This window comes from Cupriavidus sp. D39 (assembly GCF_026627925.1).
Taxonomy (GTDB): domain Bacteria; phylum Pseudomonadota; class Gammaproteobacteria; order Burkholderiales; family Burkholderiaceae; genus Cupriavidus; species Cupriavidus ulmosensis.
The window spans coordinates 2,509,195-2,525,728 of the sequence record NZ_JAPNLE010000009.1 but is presented as its reverse complement, the minus strand read 5'-3'; the positions used below and the strand labels follow the sequence as shown (position 1 = coordinate 2,525,728).

General features: G+C 64.8%; 15 protein-coding genes and 4 pseudogenes. 3 read left to right on the top strand and 16 right to left on the bottom strand.

The window, feature by feature from the left end; genetic code table 11:
* Nucleotides 1–63: 63 nt before the first annotated feature.
* From OMK73_RS23800 to OMK73_RS23755, 10 genes and pseudogenes are all read right to left on the bottom strand, one after another.
* On the bottom strand, nt 64–333 hold the full coding sequence (locus OMK73_RS23800) for a PepSY domain-containing protein (protein WP_267604190.1): 270 nt from the start codon (nt 331–333) through the stop codon (nt 64–66).
* A 213-nt stretch (nt 334–546) separates the two neighbouring features.
* Nucleotides 547–1,476, bottom strand: coding sequence for a sensor histidine kinase (locus OMK73_RS23795; RefSeq protein ID WP_267604189.1), 930 nt, complete (start codon nt 1,474–1,476; stop codon nt 547–549).
* Nucleotides 1,473–1,997, bottom strand: a complete 525-nt coding sequence (locus OMK73_RS23790) for a hypothetical protein (protein WP_267604188.1) — start codon at nt 1,995–1,997, stop codon at nt 1,473–1,475. The genes OMK73_RS23795 and OMK73_RS23790 overlap by 4 nt, the downstream gene beginning before the upstream one ends.
* Nucleotides 1,978–2,652: a response regulator transcription factor gene (locus OMK73_RS23785; protein WP_267604187.1), complete on the bottom strand. Its 675-nt coding sequence runs from the start codon at nt 2,650–2,652 to the stop codon at nt 1,978–1,980. Before OMK73_RS23785 ends, OMK73_RS23790 begins: the two co-directional genes overlap by 20 nt.
* Before the next feature lie 34 nt (nt 2,653–2,686).
* A pseudogene (locus tag OMK73_RS23780) lies at nt 2,687–4,053 on the bottom strand (ATP-binding protein).
* Nucleotides 4,020–4,693 (bottom strand): annotated as a pseudogene (locus OMK73_RS23775) (response regulator transcription factor). Before OMK73_RS23775 ends, OMK73_RS23780 begins: the two co-directional pseudogenes overlap by 34 nt.
* Nucleotides 4,694–4,805: 112 nt before the next feature.
* Complete coding sequence (locus tag OMK73_RS23770) at nt 4,806–5,570, bottom strand: hypothetical protein (protein ID WP_267606491.1); 765 nt, start codon at nt 5,568–5,570, stop codon at nt 4,806–4,808.
* Nucleotides 5,571–5,667: 97 nt separating this feature from the next.
* Nucleotides 5,668–6,441 carry a hypothetical protein gene (locus OMK73_RS23765; protein ID WP_267604186.1) on the bottom strand — a complete coding sequence of 258 codons (774 nt, stop codon included), beginning with the start codon at nt 6,439–6,441 and terminating at the stop codon, nt 5,668–5,670.
* Between the two features lie 441 nt (nt 6,442–6,882).
* The gene (locus OMK73_RS23760; protein ID WP_267604185.1) at nt 6,883–7,674 is read right to left on the bottom strand and encodes a DUF2182 domain-containing protein; all 792 of its coding nucleotides are present in this window, start codon (nt 7,672–7,674) and stop codon (nt 6,883–6,885) included.
* A gap of 53 nt (nt 7,675–7,727) precedes the next feature.
* Nucleotides 7,728–8,501 (bottom strand): DUF899 domain-containing protein, encoded by a 774-nt coding sequence (locus OMK73_RS23755; protein WP_267604184.1) that lies wholly within the window; start codon nt 8,499–8,501, stop codon nt 7,728–7,730.
* Between the two features lie 133 nt (nt 8,502–8,634).
* Between OMK73_RS23755 and OMK73_RS23750 the strand changes: the two are divergent.
* The 3 genes and pseudogenes from OMK73_RS23750 to OMK73_RS23740 all read left to right on the top strand — a co-directional run bounded on the left by OMK73_RS23750 (nt 8,635) and on the right by OMK73_RS23740 (nt 11,242).
* Nucleotides 8,635–9,853 (top strand): annotated as a pseudogene (locus OMK73_RS23750) (helix-turn-helix domain-containing protein).
* Nucleotides 9,854–9,888: 35 nt separating this feature from the next.
* Nucleotides 9,889–10,575, top strand: coding sequence for a glutamine cyclotransferase (locus OMK73_RS23745; RefSeq protein WP_267604183.1), 687 nt, complete (start codon nt 9,889–9,891; stop codon nt 10,573–10,575).
* A gap of 205 nt (nt 10,576–10,780) precedes the next feature.
* Nucleotides 10,781–11,242: a hypothetical protein gene (locus OMK73_RS23740; protein ID WP_267604182.1), complete on the top strand. Its 462-nt coding sequence runs from the start codon at nt 10,781–10,783 to the stop codon at nt 11,240–11,242.
* A 107-nt stretch (nt 11,243–11,349) separates the two neighbouring features.
* On the opposite strand, the gene OMK73_RS23735 is transcribed toward OMK73_RS23740, so the two are convergent.
* The 6 genes and pseudogenes from OMK73_RS23735 to OMK73_RS23710 all read right to left on the bottom strand — a co-directional run bounded on the left by OMK73_RS23735 (nt 11,350) and on the right by OMK73_RS23710 (nt 15,944).
* Complete coding sequence (locus OMK73_RS23735) at nt 11,350–11,580, bottom strand: hypothetical protein (protein WP_267604181.1); 231 nt, start codon at nt 11,578–11,580, stop codon at nt 11,350–11,352.
* Nucleotides 11,581–11,812: 232 nt separating this feature from the next.
* Complete coding sequence (locus OMK73_RS23730; protein ID WP_267606490.1) at nt 11,813–12,586, bottom strand: 2OG-Fe(II) oxygenase; 774 nt, start codon at nt 12,584–12,586, stop codon at nt 11,813–11,815.
* A 316-nt stretch (nt 12,587–12,902) separates the two neighbouring features.
* Nucleotides 12,903–13,609 (bottom strand): annotated as a pseudogene (locus OMK73_RS23725) (2OG-Fe(II) oxygenase).
* 14 nt (nt 13,610–13,623) lie between these two features.
* Nucleotides 13,624–14,700, bottom strand: coding sequence for a bifunctional DNA-binding transcriptional regulator/O6-methylguanine-DNA methyltransferase Ada (gene ada / locus OMK73_RS23720; protein WP_267604180.1), 1,077 nt, complete (start codon nt 14,698–14,700; stop codon nt 13,624–13,626).
* Nucleotides 14,701–14,784: 84 nt separating this feature from the next.
* Nucleotides 14,785–15,432, bottom strand: a complete 648-nt coding sequence (locus OMK73_RS23715) for a DNA-3-methyladenine glycosylase family protein (protein WP_267604179.1) — start codon at nt 15,430–15,432, stop codon at nt 14,785–14,787.
* 2 nt (nt 15,433–15,434) lie between these two features.
* Nucleotides 15,435–15,944, bottom strand: coding sequence for a methylated-DNA--[protein]-cysteine S-methyltransferase (locus tag OMK73_RS23710; protein ID WP_267604178.1), 510 nt, complete (start codon nt 15,942–15,944; stop codon nt 15,435–15,437).
* Between the last annotated feature and the right edge of the window lie 590 nt (nt 15,945–16,534).

Below are 16,534 nucleotides of genomic sequence, written 5' to 3'. Positions count from 1 at the left end.
TCCGGGCAGCCAAAGCACCAGGATCGGCGCAATGGTCGTGCTACTTTTCGCATCGGCGGCAGGCTAATCCTCATCTTCCCCTTCATCGCCGGGCGCGGCAACATGCAAGACCGCGCCGTTGCCGGCGTCCACCTTCACATCCTTGACCTCATTGCTGGCCGTCTTGATCTCCACGCTGTACACGAGGTTGCCGTTCTCGTTGTCAAGGGCAACCTTGAGCACCGACCCGGATACCTTGGCCAAGGCGGCCGAGGTGGCCCGGGTCGCGTCGATCCTGGCCAGGCCGACGAGCCTGGCCGCTTCTCCCCGCTCTCCCTTTTCCTGGTCCGGCACCTGGATGCTGGACTGATAGGCGGGGAGGGCGTTTTCCCGTGATCAGCCGCGCCGGCGGTGGCAAGCAGCACACCCCCAATGTGAGCGTGCCGAGTACCAGACTTATAGTTGGCTTCCCGTTCATCGATACCTCATACCTCTTGGGTGAATCGTTTGCGTTACCCTACAGAGGCCATAGTGGTCGCCGAATCTTGCTGGTGCCTTGCCGCAACATTACAGCTTGGCAAGGCTCGCCGGATCGCCGGAAAGAAGCAGGCTGCCATCACTGCCGCCGAGAGGAAACGTGAGCGTGAAGGCGGAACCCATCCCTGGCTCGCTCGAAGCCTCCACCCGGCCTTGGTGCGCGGCGACCACAGCCTTCACCAGGCTCAGTCCCAGCCCCAGGCCGCGCTGCGAGCGGCTATGGTCCCCGCGGTAGAGACGGTCCCAGATGTGCGGCAGTTCGTCGGGCGTCATGCCGATGCCGCTGTCCGTGACGCGGATTACCATCGCATGCTGTAGCGCGTGGGCTTCCATCTCGATTCGCCCACCTGCCGGGGTGTACTTGATCGCGTTATCGAGCAGGTTCGCCAGGACCTGGCGAAGGCGGCTACGGTCAGCCGTCATCCAGATCGGCTGCGGCGCAATGACCGACACCGTGATCGCCTTTTCTTCGGCCACCTGCTGATAGAGGTCAACCGCATCGGCCAGCAGGGTCGGGATGCTTACGGGCTCCAGGTGCAATTTGAGCATCCCGGTTTCCGCCTCGGCAATGTCCATCAGGGTGTTGAGCATCTGCAGCAATTGGTCCGACTCCTCCACGCAGTCCGCCAGCGCGTCCCGGCAAATGGCCGGCTCGCGCTCCGAGCGAAGGGCGATTTCCGCGATGCCGCGCAGGCGCGCCAGCGGCGTACGCAAATCATGGGCGACGTTGTCGAGCGCGTCGCGCATGCCCTGGATCAGGGTTGCGATCTTGTCCAGCATGCCGTTGAACAGCGCCCCGAGTTCGTCCAGTTCGTCGCCGCTCTCGCGCAGCGACACCCGCGCTTGCATTGCCCCTGACTCAATCGCATGCACCGTCTGGATGAGCTGGCGAATCGGCCGCAAGGCACGCCGCGCGAGGATAGCCCCACCGAGCACGCCGACGATCACCATCGGGATCATGACGCCCGCGACGATCCATCCAAAGCGCTCGAGTACGCTGTCGCGCTCTTCCGTGCTCTTGCCGACTTGCAGTTGCCCCCGTCGGGCAGGCGCATGCTGGCGATTTCCAACATGGCCTCGTCGTCTTTTGCGGGCAGCCGGATCAGGTCGCCCGGGGCAGCCTGGGGCACGTGTTCGAGGCGGGTCAGGTCGTACTGCGCCCACTGATCGGGGATCTCCAGGAAGACCGTGGCATTGGCGGGACCGGCGATGCGAATGAAAAAGGGCTTTGTCTTGCGCAGCCGCGTTTCAAGCGCGAGTTCCTTCCTGAGCCCGGCGAGATCCTCTGCCTGGTACTCGGCAGCCAGCTGGTGAAGCCTTTGCTCAATGCTGTCCAGGTCCCGCTGGCGCAGGGAGGAAGCCAGCAGGAAATAGGCAAGCACAAAAAGCGAAACGGTGCTGAGGATGAAGAATGCCGAGTACCAAAGCGCAATGCGAGCGCCAAGCCCCCTGCGGAAGAAGTCAAGGGCCCTTGAGAACATATCCCACTCCCCGGACGGTGTGAATCATCTTCACGGGAAAGCCGCGATCGAGCTTATTGCGCAGGCGGCAGACCAGGACGTCGACGACGTTGGTCTGGGGATCAAAGCTATAGTCCCAGACGTGCTGGAGGATCATCATCTTGGACACCGGACGGTTGACACTGCGCATCAGGTACTCGAGCAGGGACAGCTCACGCGGTTGCAGATCGATCTTTTGCCCGTTTCGGGTCACTTCGCGGCTCGACAGGTCAAGAACCAGTTCAGCCACGATCAGCCGGGCCGGCTCGGTGGCCCCGGCGGCACGACGGATCAACGCGTGGACGCGCGCGAGCAGTTCGGCCAGCGCAAACGGTTTCGTCAGGTAGTCGTCGCCTCCTGCCTGGAGGCCCTTGACGCGGTCGTCGACGGAGCGCTTGGCACTGAGGATGATGACCGGAGTGGTCACCTTTTGCCGGCGCATTGCCTCGATGAGCGACAGACCGTCCAAGCCGGGAAGCATGATGTCAACAATGGCGGCGTCATACGGTACGGTGAGCGCCAGATTCAGCCCGCTCGCGCCATCCTCGGCGTAGTTGACCGCGAAGCCAGCTTGCTGCAGCGCCTTGCCGACAAACGAGCCGATCTTTCTGTCGTCTTCAATGACCAGAATGCGCATGTCATCCGCCCCTTGTCCGCCGGCCTCGGCCAGCTCACGCGCTAGCCCCCGGAATCAGCACGGTTACGCTTAGCCCTTTTCGTGCTTGCTCGTTGGCGTAGCCAATACAGATCTGCGCGCCGATGCGGTCCGTGATGGTCCGCACGATGGTCAGGCCAAGACCGGACCCCATCGCCTCATTGCCAAGCACGCGGTAGAACGGATCAAATACCCGGCTTCGTTCTTCCGGTGCAACACCGGATCCGGTGTCCTTGATCTGCAAGATCGCCTTGCCCTCCTGGGTTTGCACGGACAGGTCGACCTGTCCCCCTCTGGCGTATAGCGAATCGCGTTGTCGACCAGGTTCTTCACGATGGTGAACAGGTCCATCTCGTTGGCCAGAACCTGCGCGTCGGACTCGCCATCCACGCCAATATCGATGTCCTTGGCCTGCGCCAGCGGCATGAGGTCTTCCAGCACGCGTCGATACACTGCCCGCACGGACACCAGCGCCGTCGGCACGGGTGTCGAGGATTGCACCCGGGCCAGGCTCAGCATCTGCTCCAGCAAGCCGCGGCCTCGCTCGATGCCACGGCGCAGCGCCACGAGCCGCATCCTTGCAGTCTCCGACATTTCAGTGCCTGCAAGCCGTTCCGCCTGCAGGGAGAGCGCGGTCAGCGGCGAGCGCAGTTCATGCGCCGCGTCGGCTACAAAGCGGCGCTGGGCGTCCATCGACTCGGAAACGCGGCCAAGCAGACGGTTGATGGCCACCACGAAAGGGCGAATTTCCGCGGGCAGGTGCTCCTGCGGTAGCGGATGCAACTCCTGCTCGCCGCGCTGATCGATCTCCTCCGACAAGGCGGCGATCGGCATGAACATCTTGCGCACCAGGTCGGCGACGATCAGAAGCAGGATGGGCACGAGAATCAGGAAGGGAAGAACGGTGCGCAGCGCGCCATCCCGGGCGATCTCGTCACGAAATCCAGTTTCCTGCGCGACGACGATGCGCTCGCCGGTGGCGAGCGTTCTCACCACGACACGATATGGCTCACCGTTGATGTCGAGGGTCTGGATCCCGTCTGTCGCCGTGGCTGGCAACGCCAGCGGCAGCCCGCTATCTGTGCCGCCGCTCTTGCCGGTGCCCGGCGCAAGGTACTGGACGACGACCCGCGCCTCTTCGTCGCTGTTCGGCAGCCTGCCACTATCTCCGAGGTGCGGCACCGGCAGATGCTGGCGGTCGAACAGCACCGAGACCTGGCGCAACATATCGTCTTGCAGTTCGTTGGCCTCCTGGAATGCAGCGACGAAGGAAAACACCCCAGCCACGAGCGCCACCACCAGGATGGCGAGCGATAGCCAGAGCGAGAGGCGGATCCGGATGGAATCCTTTAGCCCCTTCCATCCTCTTTGGTGACCATCCATCCTATTCCCCTGACATTCTTGATCGCAGCGCTTCCCAGTTTCTTGCGCAAGGCATGAATCAGGAATTCAACGGCGTTGCTCTCCACTTCCTCCCCCAACCGTAGATGCGCTCCTCAAGTTCGGTACGGGAGAGAATGGCCCCAGGCCGGACCAGCAAGGCTTGCAGCAGGGCGAACTCCCGATTGGTGAGTTGCACCGCTTCGCCGCCATGGGCCGTTGCCAGCTTGGTGGCTGGATCCAGCGAGACGATGCCGTTGCTCAGCACCGGTGTTGCCACGCCGCCCTTGCGCCGCGAGACGGCGCGCATGCGGGCGAGCAATTCGGCCATCTCGAACGGCTTGAGCACGTAGTCGTCGGCGCCCGCGTCCAGGCCGCGAATGCGGTCCTCCAAGCCGTCTTGCGCCGTGATGATCAGCACCGGCACGGGGTTGCCCCGGGCGCGGACCGAAGCGAGCACCGCCAGGCCGCTTTTGCCTGGCAAACCGAGATCGAGCAACACGGTGTCGTAGTCCTGGCAGGCGAGCGCATCCAGGGCGCCTTGTCCGTTCCTGACCCAGTCGGCGGCGTAGGATGCGTCTTTCAGTGCATCCTGGATCGCTTGCCCGATCATCGGGTCGTCTTCGACCAGCAGTACCCGCATTTACCCTCCCATGGACAAGGCGCCGCGTCTTGGCGGGAACCATACCGGCAGGCAGCAAGCTCACCGGCATCCCCAGCCTTTCACATCATAGCGCCGGGCGGCGCGTGCAGGGTCAGTGGTTTGCGCGAGCCGCCGCACGTTGCGGGGAGAACAGGATGCACGCCACCATGAGCGTCATCAGCGCGGCCGAGGCGGAAAAGCGGCTCATCGCCAAGCCGCCGGAATGCAGCGGCTTGTCGAGGAAATCGCCCACTACGGCGCCGAGCGGGCGCGTGAAGATAAAGGCCGCCCAGAAGAGCAACGTGCGGGAGATCTTCGTCCAGTAGTAGGCCGCAACCAGCGTTGCCAGCAGCGCACCGAAGACCATCATCCCGCCCACGTAGCCCAACCCGGCCGTGTCCGCCGTCCAGTCTCCGAGCGCGGTGCCAAGAGTCTGGGAGAACATGATCGTCACCCAATAGAACATCTCCGCCTTTGGCGCTTTCACGGTGTCGACCGATACCGTGCCGAGCGTCCTGTACCAGATCGCCAATGAGAGCATCAGCAGTGCAGATAGCACCGCGGTGCCGCCGGCATAGCCAATGCCAAGGGACCGGTCGGCAAAATCGGCCAGGGTCGTGCCCACGGTCGTGGTGGCGACGATCGTCACCCAGTACAACACGGGCTGAAAGCGCTTGGCGGAAATCTGGGCCGATACCGCGATCAGGAAGATCACGGCAAAGATGGCGGTACTGACGAGGTAGCCCAGGTTCATCGACATCGACAAGGCATCACCGCCTGTTTCCCCGAGCGTGGTTGCCGCGATCTTGACAAGCCAGAACATCAGCGTGATTTCGGGAACCTTGCTCAGGCTCCGTTCTACGATGGTTGGGTTCATGGGACTTCCATTCATGGTTCTTGCTCCTGTTCGACAGTTCGATCGATGGTTGGAATCAGGCGTTCAAAACTTCAAAACTAAAAAAAACTTCAGAACTTCAAAAGTTCATAAGCCGCTTCTGCGCAAGCGACAGGTAGAGGACAAGGCCGACAATGACCACAAGGAAAATCGCGCTCATGCCTGCAGTCCCGAGGCCCAGGCCGCCATGGCTGCCCGATTGAGACAGGAGATCGCCGCATGACGCGCCAAACGGGCGGGTAAGGACATAGGCCACCCAAAAGCAGGCAACCGCATTTATCCGGAACGCATAGCGAGCCACGGCAGTGACGGCAATCAGCCCGCCAAACAGCAGTGCGCAATTGCCGTAACCCAGGCCCAGCCCCTGGGTCACCCAGTCGCCGGCTGCCGTACCCAGAGCAAAGGTGAACAGGATGGCGGTCCAGTAGAACAGTTCGCGCCCGACCGTATCGATGGCGCGGATGGAGAGGGTCTTCTCTCGTCCGTACCAGACGATGAAGGTGGCGATCAGGGCCACGCAAAACACCGCGGTCGAGACCGGTAGCGGCACGCCCAGCTGGTCGCCCAGGTTGTCGGTGATCAACGTGCCAAATACACTGATGAACAGCACGGCGATCCAGTAGAGCGAAGGCGCATAGCCTTTTGCCCGTACCTGGAAGAACAAGGCGATGGCAAGCAACAGGCCCGTCAAGGCCGAGGTGTTCACGAGGCCTAGCCCGAGGTTGACGTTCAGATAATGGGCGCCCGTCTCGCCTACGGTAGTGGACATCATCTTGATGATCCAGAAAAACGCCGTCACCTCGGGCACTTTGCTGGGGCCGGCAGGCAAGGATCGGCTGGCCAATGTGTTCACGGCATTCTCCCGGGATGGTTGCTCTACCGCAGGGGCAGTGCCAAGTCTGATGCCCAAGACTTAGGCCAGCCATAGCAGGTCACTGCCATACCCGATCGACGGCGAACCAGCGGGGGAATAAGCCGGCGGGAGAGGCCGGTTGCCGCCTGGTAAAGGGACGTGAAAGACGGGGCGTGATAAGCGGTGTGCGGTATGCAGCGCACGGCAGGTGCTGGATAAGGCGAGCCGCGGGGTGCAGCCATATCAGCGGAGAAGGCAAGCCTTAGTGTACGCGCGTCCATGGGGCGGGCGCGCGCCACGCGCTGGCCTCAGCGGTGCCGGGGCCAGCGCAACAGCATCGTCGGCAACATGGCCAGCATGTTCCATGCTTGGCCAGAAGCTCGCCAGCGCCAGCGCGGCGTGCAATGGCATGGGCGATTCCTTGACAAACGCGCGCCCATTTCATCCGAGCCCGGCTGCTCGCGCGATCAGGATCAACCCTGCCCCGACGACCACGGCGCCGATGGCGCGCGCGGCGCGCTCGCCGGCCGGTGCGAGACGTTCGACGGCGATGGCTGCCGTCACGACAGCCATCGCGCGCAGGTCCATGACCCCGATGACGAGGAGGATCGCCGTCAGCCCGGCACAGGCGTAGCTGCAGTGCAGGCCGAGGCGCAGGCCGTGTCGCCAGGCCGTGCCGGTGTCAGCCGGCAAGGTACACCCGCGCTCAGGCGCCTCCCGGCAGCAGGCAAGGTGGTGTGCCTTCCAGGCGGTGAACTGGAGCGTGCCGGCGATCAGCACGACCACACCGGCCGCGATCGGCACGGCGCGCGCCAGCGCGGGCAACTGCATCTCGAGCGCCGCCAGCGCGACGCCCAGCACAAAGGCGGCCATGCCGAACGCGGTCCACACGAAGAAGTACCCCACGCCAACCAGCGCGGTCAGCCGGCCCAGGCGCGTCCCGCCTGTCGTGCCGACGGCCTGGCGGTAGCGCCCCAACATGGGCACCAGGGATGGCAGCATCATCGCCACCATCATCACGACCCACATGCCGAGGAACGACGCCGCAACGCCGGGCCACGTCTGTCCGCACATCCGCGTCCACGCCATCGACATCGTCCAGCCGCCGGGCATCGGCATCTCGCCCATCGCCGGCATGGACGCGCGCCAGGCGATCGTCACCGCCGCGCTGGCGGCGAAGAGCAGCGCCGAGACGCCGAAGAAGGCGCGCTGGGTAGCTCGCCCGGAAACCATGCGTCGCGGGACTTCCCGTCCCCCGGTTGCGCCAGCGTTGCCCACGACCTGGCTCAGCGCTCGCCGTACTCGCCGTACTCGTCGTGGCGGCGCCACCAGATGCCCGTTTCGTTGCGCCCCTTGGGGGCGCGGTCGAGCCACTGGTACATGCCCCAAAGGCCGTCCACGCCGCGCGCATAGGTGGAATAGGTGTGGTAGACGACGCCGTCCTCGAGCACGAACGTGCTCAGGCCCGGCCGGTCGCGCGAGTACGTGGGCGCGTCGGTCCCGCATGTGGCCGCGAACCGGGCGACGGGCTCCGGCGCCGGTGTCGCGTCCATCGCGTGGCCGCCGCGCTTGTAGTTATATTCGACGCTCCCTTCGCGCTGTTGCGCCTCGGTGAAGGAGACGTTGGCATCGAAGTTGAAGTCGCTGCCGAAAGAGGACGCCCAGGGAAACGTCCACCCCATGCGCCGCTTGTACGCCTGCAGCTTCGCGAGCGGCGCGCGCGACACCGCCGCTAGCGTGACGTCGTGGTTCGCCAGGTGGACGACGAAGCCGTCGAACCCGTCCGCGATCGCCGAGCAGGAGGGGCACCCCGCCGTGTAGTCGGGCCCGAACATGAAGTGGTAGACGAGGAGTTGCGAGCGCCCTCGGAAGAGGTCCGCCAGCGAGGCGCTGCCCTCGTCGGTCTCGAACCGGTACGCTTTGTCGACCCGGACCCATGGCAGCGCCTGACGTCGCCGTGCCAGCTCGTCGCTGCGCCGCGTCAGGTCTTTCTCCGCCTCGAGCAGCGCGAGCCGGGCTGCCAGCCACTCTTCACGTGTCGCGCTCAGGTGTTTCGTCATGATGCTTTCCTCCGTTGGGTGTCCTTCGTCGTTCGCTCCGTTCTCGATACGACGTACGGGTTGGTCGTCGTGATAGATTAGTGCCGGGCATCCGAACGGTGGGAGTGACAAGTGTGGCGGGATTGGGATTCAGATGGATTCGCTGATCACGGCTGCGGCGCGCGCTCGCGGCGGGTGACCCCCTCGGGGCACTGAACCGCGTCGCCTTGCGCGACGACGCGCCTGCGCTCGCCCTGCGCGGCATCGCGATGGCCCAGCTCGGCGATCTCGTGAGAGCAAGGGCGCTCGTGCGAAGTGCGGCGCGAGCCTTCGGCCACAAAGAAGCCGTTGCCCGCGCGCGGTGTGTCGTCGCCGAGGCCGAGATCGCGCTCGTCTCGCGCGACCTGGGCTGGCCGGCGAAGGCGCTCGACGCAGCGCGGGCGACGCTGGAGGAGCACGGCGACCGGGTGAACGCCGCGCATGCGCGGTTTCTCGAGGCCCGGCGCCTCCTCCTGATCGGGCATCTCGACGAGGCCGAGCTGACGCTCGCCGAGCTTGACCCCACGCCTTTTCCGCCCGCGTCGAGGGCCGCCCACGAGCTGGTCGTTGCGGGGATCGCGATGCGGCGCCTGCACACGAAGACGGCACGCGCTGCGCTCGCCCGGGCCGAGCGCGCCGCGCGCGACGCAGGTATCCCTGCACTGACGGCGGAGGTCGAAAGCGCATCCCTTGTCCTCGCCACGCCCGCGGCGCGCCTGATTGCGCGTGGTGAGGAGCGGCTCCTCCTGCTCGATGAAGTGGAAGCGTTACTGGCGTCGAAGGCGCTCGTCGTGGACGCGTGCCGTCACGTCGTGCGTGACGCGCGTACCGTGGTCTCGCTGGCAAGGCGTCCGGTGTTGTTCGCGCTCGCACGCGCGCTTGGCGAGGCGTGGCCCGCAGACGTGCCGAGGGACACGCTCGTCGCGCGTGCATTTCGCGCGAAGCACGCCGATGAATCGCATCGCGCGCGGTTGCGCGTCGAAGTCGGGCGGCTGCGCACGGTGCTTGGGACGCTGGCCGGCGTCAGCGCGACGAAGCAAGGGTTTGCGCTGGTGCCGCACGGCGCCCGCGAGGTCGTGGTGCTGGCGCGGCCCGTCGAAGAAGCGCATGCGGCGGTGCTCGCTTTCGTCGCCGACGGTGAGTCGTGGTCTAGCTCGGCCCTGGCGGTGGCGCTTGGCGCCAGCCAGCGCACCGTGCAGCGGGCACTCGACGCGCTTGCGGCAGCAGGCAAGGTGCAGTCGTTCGGTCGCGGGCGGGCGCGTCGCTGGATGACCCCGCCCGTGCCGGGATTCGCGACGACCTTGTTACTCCCCGCGCCATTGCCGGGTGACTAGAATGCACTTCACTACCGAGCGACGAGGATGGAGACATGAAACGATCAGCGGCCGAAATCATCCGTGAGTATGGACCCTTTCCGGGTGTCGACAGCGTGCATGGGGTCACGTATGACGGTCAGCAAGTCTGGTTTGCTGCCGGCGACAAGCTGATTGCCCTGGATCCGGCGAGCGGGAAGACGCTGCGCTCGATGGATGTCGCCGCGCACGCAGGAACGGCCTTCGACGGCCAGCACCTGTTTCAGATCGCCGAGGATCGCATCCAGAAGATCGATCCGAAGACCGGCCTCGTGGTCGCCACGATTCCGGCGCCCGGCGGCGGCAACGACTCGGGACTCGCGTGGGCCGAAGGCACCCTCTGGGTGGGGCAACATCGGGAGCGCAAGATCCATCAGGTCGATCCCCAAACCGGGGCGATTCTTCGCACCATCGAGTCCAACCGTTTCGTCACCGGGGTCACCTGGATCGAAGGAGAGCTCTGGCACGGCACCTGGGAAGGTGACCAGAGCGAGTTGAGGCACGTCGACCCGCGAACGGGAAAGGTCCTGGAGAGCATCGAGATGCCGCCTGGCGTCGGCGTGTCGGGGCTCGAGGCCGATGGCGGCGATCAGTTCTTCTGCGGAGGCGGAAGCAGCGGTAGGCTGAGAGCCGTGCGCCGACCCGGGCGTGGCACCGCGGCCGGCAGCGAATCCGGGACCCCCGTCGACGCCACTAGCAAGTAATCGAGGCGATCCTCATGCGCGACGGCGGTGGCTTGAAGCGCCGCCTGATACCCGTCGCCGCAGCATTGGCGAGACATGGCCAGAGCGGTAAGTGGGTCCACGCGATCTGGCAGCACCGCACTTGCGAACTCGAACTCACGCGGTGCAGGAAAACGGCACTAAACGGTATATACTGTTTATCCTGTTTTTTGATTTGAGATTTGCCGTGAATTCACCGATCATCAAGCCGCCAACGAAAGAGGCATTTCATTTTCCGACGAGCGGGTATGTAGCCGATAGCAACGCATCCGCCCCTAAGAAGAAAGCGCCGCGGGGCTCGGATAGCAAGAAGGCAGTGACGAAGGCTGCAAAGAGCAAGCCAACGAAGCTGGAGGCTCACGCCGAGGCCGCCGTGCCGAACAAGGCGGTGCCGAAAAAGGCAGTGCCGAAAAAAGCGCAGGGTGCCAAGAAGGAAAAGGTGCTGCGCGACAGCTTCACGATGCCAAAGTCCGACTACGCGAAAATCGCCGAGCTCAAGCAGCGATGCCTGGACGCGGGTGTGCACATCAAGAAGAGCGAGATCCTGCGAGCGGGATTGCTGCTTCTTGCCGCGACATCGCCAAAGCAATTTCTGACTGCGGTCTCAAAAGTCGAAGCCATCAAGACCGGGCGTCCGGCGAAGGCCTAGGCGTCATGCCTGGGGCGGCGGGTTCCGGTCTCGACCAGGACGCCGCCTAGGGCCACGCCAGGCGCTTGCAGTGCGCCTGCGCGGCCTGCCGTCGCCGAACCCTCTGCCTATCCGGGCTTTGCCGAAGCCTCGAACTTGGCAAACACCCGAGCCTGGACAGCATCCATGACCGCGAGGATGTGTGCGTCGGCGGGCGCACTTGCTGTCACGCCAGTCGCGTTCTTCGGTTTTGAGCCGACCGGATAGCACACAAACACCGTATCGAACCTGCCTGCCGATTCCTTCTTCAGGTGCCGGTTGAGTGCCTTCAGGTACTGCTTCTTGGTTGTCTTTGACATAGGTTCCTCGGTCCTCCATGTAGTTGCAATTAGCTGCAATTAGCGGGGTTCAAGCACCGTGGCGCGTGCGTGGCCCTCGTCGTCGTCGAAGTGCCTCTATGACTCCTTCCGTGGCCCTCTTCTCCGCCAACAATAGAACATAGTCCGGGAAGTTCCCATTGGTCAAATGTGCGCCCCAAGGCCACATTCGCAAGTGGCTCAGTGCAGGCTTCGAGTGCGTGGCAACTGGCGCCTACCTGGCGTCGTGGAAGATGATGCCCAAGGTATGGCGCTGTCCCCTTTGCAATTGACTGACGCCGTGGCGCAAGTTGACCCGGTAGAAGCCCCGGGTCGACCGCACCGGCCGGCTGTTGACCGCGAACACCACGGCCTGTCCCTGGCGCAGCGGCACGACTTCAGCGCGACCCGGCTTCTTCGGGTCGCTTTCCGTTAGCAGCAGCTCGCCCCCATCGAAGTCACGGCCTGGCTCGTCGAGTAGGAAGACTGCCTGGAACGGGAAGACGTGCTCACCGTACAGGTCCTGGTGCAGGCAACAATAGTCCGTCTCGCGGTAACGCAGCAGCAGTGGCGTTGGGCGTTGCTGTCCGGCGCGATGGCAGACGCCGCGAAACTCGGCGTGCGTGGCGGGGAATCGCTCATCCATGCGCATGGCCGCGTGCCAGCGGTTGGCGACCGGCGCCAGGTGCGGGTATAGCGCTGTGCGAAGCGCTGCCACCAGGTCGGGCAACGGATAGGAAAAGTACTTGTACTCGCCGCGCCCGAACGCGTAGCGCTCCATCACGATACGGCTGCGGAATCGCTCCTCCTGTGTGAAATAGCCCGCCACCTCTCGACATTGATCGGGCGTCAGGAGCGTGGGCAGTATTGCGTAGCCGTCGCGCGTCAGGGTCTCCTCGATGCGGCGCCAATCCAGTGCGGCGATGCGCGCGTCCGGGGCGCCGGGTGATGCCTGCTTGTTAGCAGCGTGTTGGTCAGGATCCTGCAAGAGCGCGGCTTGAGCGGTCATGGTCTTTGTCGATCGTTTCCTGGCGGCGCCGGCGGGCCGGTTCGCCTTCCAGGCGGCATATGCCTCGGGCAGGCACACGGCGCAGGGCCGGTAGCCTGCGGCGATGGCGGTGTCTTCGTCGAGGAAGAACACACGGCGCCTGGCGTAGCCGCCGCGGACGATGGCCTGCAGCGCGGCCCTGCAGTCAAAGCGGCCGTAGAGCTTGCCCCCGCGGTGACCGCCGAGCGTGCCGGGTACCGCGCTCTGGTATGGCTGGCCATCGCGGCCCATCAAGGTCCAGGTCGTTTTGGTCATGGCGAAGCGCTTCATGACCGCGTCATGGGGCATCGTGGAGCGACAGTTCCAGGCCGAGGCGCTCACCGCCGCGTACGCGGCTGATGGCGTGCTTCAGTTGACGCGGTAGTAGCCCTTGCTGCCTTTGCATGGGCGTTGGGCGGTGGAGATGATCGCCGCATCGCCGAGCTTCAGCGGTAGCACCATGGGCCGCGACTGCATGCGCGGGCGCTGCTCGGTCATGACAAACTCGCCGCCGGTGAAGTCCGTGCCGGGTTCGCCGAGCAAGGCAACCAGTTGCAGCGGAAACACATGCTCGCCTTCGTCGCGCTGGTGCAAAGCCAGGTAGTCGTCCTCGCGCAGCCGGCTCAGGTTGGATTGCGTCCGCGTCTGCCCCGCCTGGCGGTTGCGTTCGAGAAAATCATCCAGTTCCGCCGGATAGCGATAGGCGGCATCCAGTGCCTCGTTCCATCTGTTGGCGATCGGGGCGAGATGGCGATAGAACGCCTCTCGCCATGTCGCAAGCGGCGAAGGCAAGCGCTCCGCGAAATAGAAGAAGTCGCCGCGGCCCAGGTCGCCAGAGGCCAAGGACACTCGGCGGACACCTTCGGAATGGCCGACACGCTGGCCTAGGGCGCGCGCCTGTTCCGGCGTAAGCAGCCCGGGCAGCACGGCGTAGCCTTCCATGTCCAGTTGCGCAGCGATGCCGGACCAGTCCAGGCGGTCGATGATGTGGGTTGCGGTGTGCATTCGAGAACCAGCCTTCAGGTCTTGGCTTCGCGCTGCAGCAGCTCGCGCTTGCGCTCCACGCCCCAGCGGTAGCCCGAAATGTCGCCGTCGCGCCGGACCACGCGGTGGCAGGGTATGGCGACGGCGATGTGGTTGGCGCCGCAGGCCTGCGCCACGGCCCGCACGGCCTTTGGCGCGCCGATGCGCTCGGCGATCTGGGCATAGCTCACGGTGATCCCGGGCGGGATCTCGCGCAGCGCCTGCCAGACGCGTTCCTGGAAGGCGGTGCCGCGTACGTCCAGCGGCAGGTTCAGGCCAATGGAGGGCGCCTCGATGAAGCCCACCACCTGTGCCACCAACTGTTCGAAGCCAGCGTCGCAGCCGACCAGTTGTGCCTTGGGAAACTGGTTCTGGAGGTCGCGCACCAGCAGGTCGGGATCGTCACCGAGCAGGATGGCGCAGATGCCGCGCTGGCTCTGTGCGACCAGAATCGCTCCCAGCGAGCACTGGCCGACCGCAAAGCGGATCACCGCGCCTACGCCGCCGGCGCGGTAGTCGCGGGCGTGCATGCCGAGCAAGTGCTCGGATGCTTCATAGAAACGGCTGTTGGAGTTGAAGCCCGCGCCATAGATCGCATCCGTGACCGACGCGTTGGGCACGTTGAGTTCTTCGCGCAGCTTCCTGGCGCGATTGGCCGAGGCATAGGCTTTCGGGGTGAGTCCGGTTTCGGCCTTGAACACGCGATGGAAGTGGAACGGGCTCATGCCGGCCTGTGCGGCCAGTTCGTCCAGGTTGGGCGGCGTCTCGGCGGCTTCAATCAGGCGGCAGGCCCGGGCCACCAGGTCGGCGCGCTCGGCGGCCGCACGGGTCTGGTCGCCCTTGGCGCGGCGGCTGGCGCGATAGCCCGCCGCCTCGGCGGCTTCGGCGGTGTCGAAGAACGCAACGTTCTCGCGCTTGGGCAGACGGGCTGACGAGCTCGGCCGGCAATACACGCCGGTGGTGCGCACGGCATACACAAATTGCCCGTCGGCGTTGGGGTCGCGGGCCTGGACCGCTTGCCAGCGCAAGTCGTCGGTTGCGTAGGCCCGACGCGTCTGATGTGTCGAACTCATGGCGAATTCCTTTGCATGCTTGATGACGAAGTCAGGGTAAGGCTGAATTCAATCGCAAGAACTCCGATTCTTGCGATTGAATTGTCATCGTGTGGGGATGCGCCACAGATACCAGGCCGCGACGGTCCGATAAGGACGCCAGGCCTCGCCAATCTCGCGCATGTGGCGCGGCGTAGGCGCCTTCTCCAGGCCCTTGAGCCGCCGGTAGCCCTCGCGCACGCCGAAATCGTCCACCGGCAGGATGTCCGAGCGCTCCAAGGTGTAGATCAGGAGCATCTCCACCGTCCAGCGGCCCACGCCGCGCAGCGAGACCAGGCGTTCGATCAGCGCGTCATCGGGCAAATGCAACGCCTCGGTCCGGGTGGGCACGATGCCATCCACGGTGGCCTGGGCAATGCCGCGCAGGGTGGCGAGCTTGGTTGCCGAGAAACCGCAGGCGCGCTGTAGTTCGGGATCGGTGGCCAGCAACTGTTGCGCAGCGGGGAAGGCCACGTCCGGATACAGCGCCAGCAGGCGCGCCAGGATGGCGTCGCCCGCCTTGGCGTGCAGTTGCTGGTAGGCGATAGCGCGCACCAGCGCCTCAAAGGGCTCACGCGCGGGTTTCGCGGCGTGGCGGCACGGGCCGGTGGCGGCGACGTGGCGCGCCCAGTCGGAGTCCAGTCCAGACAGGAATTCTGCGGCCTGGCTGTACGCCTCGGGCGACAGGTCGGTGGCAATCACTGTGGTCGGCAAGATCAGAATCCTGGCAGGGTGGCGGTTTGCGGGGCGACGGGATACGGCCCGATCGCCTTCTCGTGTTCGAGCAACCAGCGCTTGCGGTGCAGGCCCCAGGCGTAACCCTTGAGCTCGCCGTTGCTGGCAATCACGCGGTGGCATGGCACCACGATAGCAATCGGGTTGGCACCGGTGGCGGCACCGATATCAATGGCCGCACGTGGGTCGGCCAATCCCATTGCCTTGGCCAGTTTGCCGTAGCTGGTGGTAGAGCCGGCCGGGATGAGGCGCAGGGCAGCCCAGACCTGGCGTTGCAGGTCCGTGCCGGCCGTCTGGGTCGCCAACCCGTCCAACGCATCCAGTTTGCCCGAAAAATATCGGGCCAGCGCGTCGGTAATGGTAGCCGGTGCGGGGGTCTCGCCCAGTTCGAAGGTGCCGTAATGTGCACGCAGGCCGCGCAGGAGATGGGCCCGGTGGTCGGCGAAGTCCAGGGCACGAATCGTCTGCTGCGCGTCGGTGACGAGCAGCATTTCCCCAACGGGGAATCGAGGTGGCTCAAACGCAATTGCATGAAAATCTCCTCAGGCGAGCCGGATCGGGCCGGTCTCGCTCAACAGGTAGGCCTCCAATGTACGAGGGGAGGGCGAAGAAAAACTCCGACTCTTGCGATTGAATTCCGGGACGTTTGCCAAGGGATGCTGGCGCTGCGGCAGCTTGATCTCCTGGCCAAGTCCAACGCAAGCTATGCCGAGAAGTACGAAGCCGATGCGGCTACTGCTTAAGGCTAAGGCGTGATCCGGACCAGGGCATCGTGCCTCGCGGGATAGTCTCTTCATAGCGCAAAAGGGCCCTCGCTTGCGAGGGCCCTTCAGCTTGCTGACAAAGCCGGATCTGCGTTGTCGTGCTCCCCTCTCCCGCGCGCGGGAGAGGGGCTGGGGGAGAGGGCGGGCGTTCGTTACGCCTGCGTGCTGGAAAAAACCATTGGCTTCGCTTCCTGTGGTTTCCGCTTTGTCAGCAGTCTGAAGGCCCTCGCTTGCGCAAGAATTCAACCGCAAGGAGCGGAGTTCCGATTCGCCTCTTGCTTTCTAAACTGGTTACACCTCTTGGCACACCAGGTGAA

Excerpts from the sequence above, each read along its gene's own strand:
- OMK73_RS23795 (WP_267604189.1), bottom strand. The coding sequence starts at position 1,476 with ATGATCCCGATGGTGATCGTCGGCGTGCTCGGTGGGGCTATCCTCGCG.
- OMK73_RS23790 (WP_267604188.1), bottom strand. The coding sequence starts at position 1,997 with ATGTTCTCAAGGGCCCTTGACTTCTTCCGCAGGGGGCTTGGCGCTCGC.
- OMK73_RS23785 (WP_267604187.1), bottom strand. The coding sequence starts at position 2,652 with ATGCGCATTCTGGTCATTGAAGACGACAGAAAGATCGGCTCGTTTGTC.
- OMK73_RS23770 (WP_267606491.1), bottom strand. The coding sequence starts at position 5,570 with ATGAACCCAACCATCGTAGAACGGAGCCTGAGCAAGGTTCCCGAAATC.
- OMK73_RS23760 (WP_267604185.1), bottom strand. The coding sequence starts at position 7,674 with ATGGTTTCCGGGCGAGCTACCCAGCGCGCCTTCTTCGGCGTCTCGGCG.
- OMK73_RS23755 (WP_267604184.1), bottom strand. The coding sequence starts at position 8,501 with ATGACGAAACACCTGAGCGCGACACGTGAAGAGTGGCTGGCAGCCCGG.
- OMK73_RS23745 (WP_267604183.1), top strand. The coding sequence starts at position 9,889 with ATGAAACGATCAGCGGCCGAAATCATCCGTGAGTATGGACCCTTTCCG.
- OMK73_RS23735 (WP_267604181.1), bottom strand. The coding sequence starts at position 11,580 with ATGTCAAAGACAACCAAGAAGCAGTACCTGAAGGCACTCAACCGGCAC.
- OMK73_RS23730 (WP_267606490.1), bottom strand. The coding sequence starts at position 12,586 with ATGACCGCTCAAGCCGCGCTCTTGCAGGATCCTGACCAACACGCTGCT.
- ada (WP_267604180.1), bottom strand. The coding sequence starts at position 14,700 with ATGAGTTCGACACATCAGACGCGTCGGGCCTACGCAACCGACGACTTG.
- OMK73_RS23710 (WP_267604178.1), bottom strand. The coding sequence starts at position 15,944 with ATGCTGCTCGTCACCGACGCGCAGCAGACGATTCGTGCCCTGGACTTC.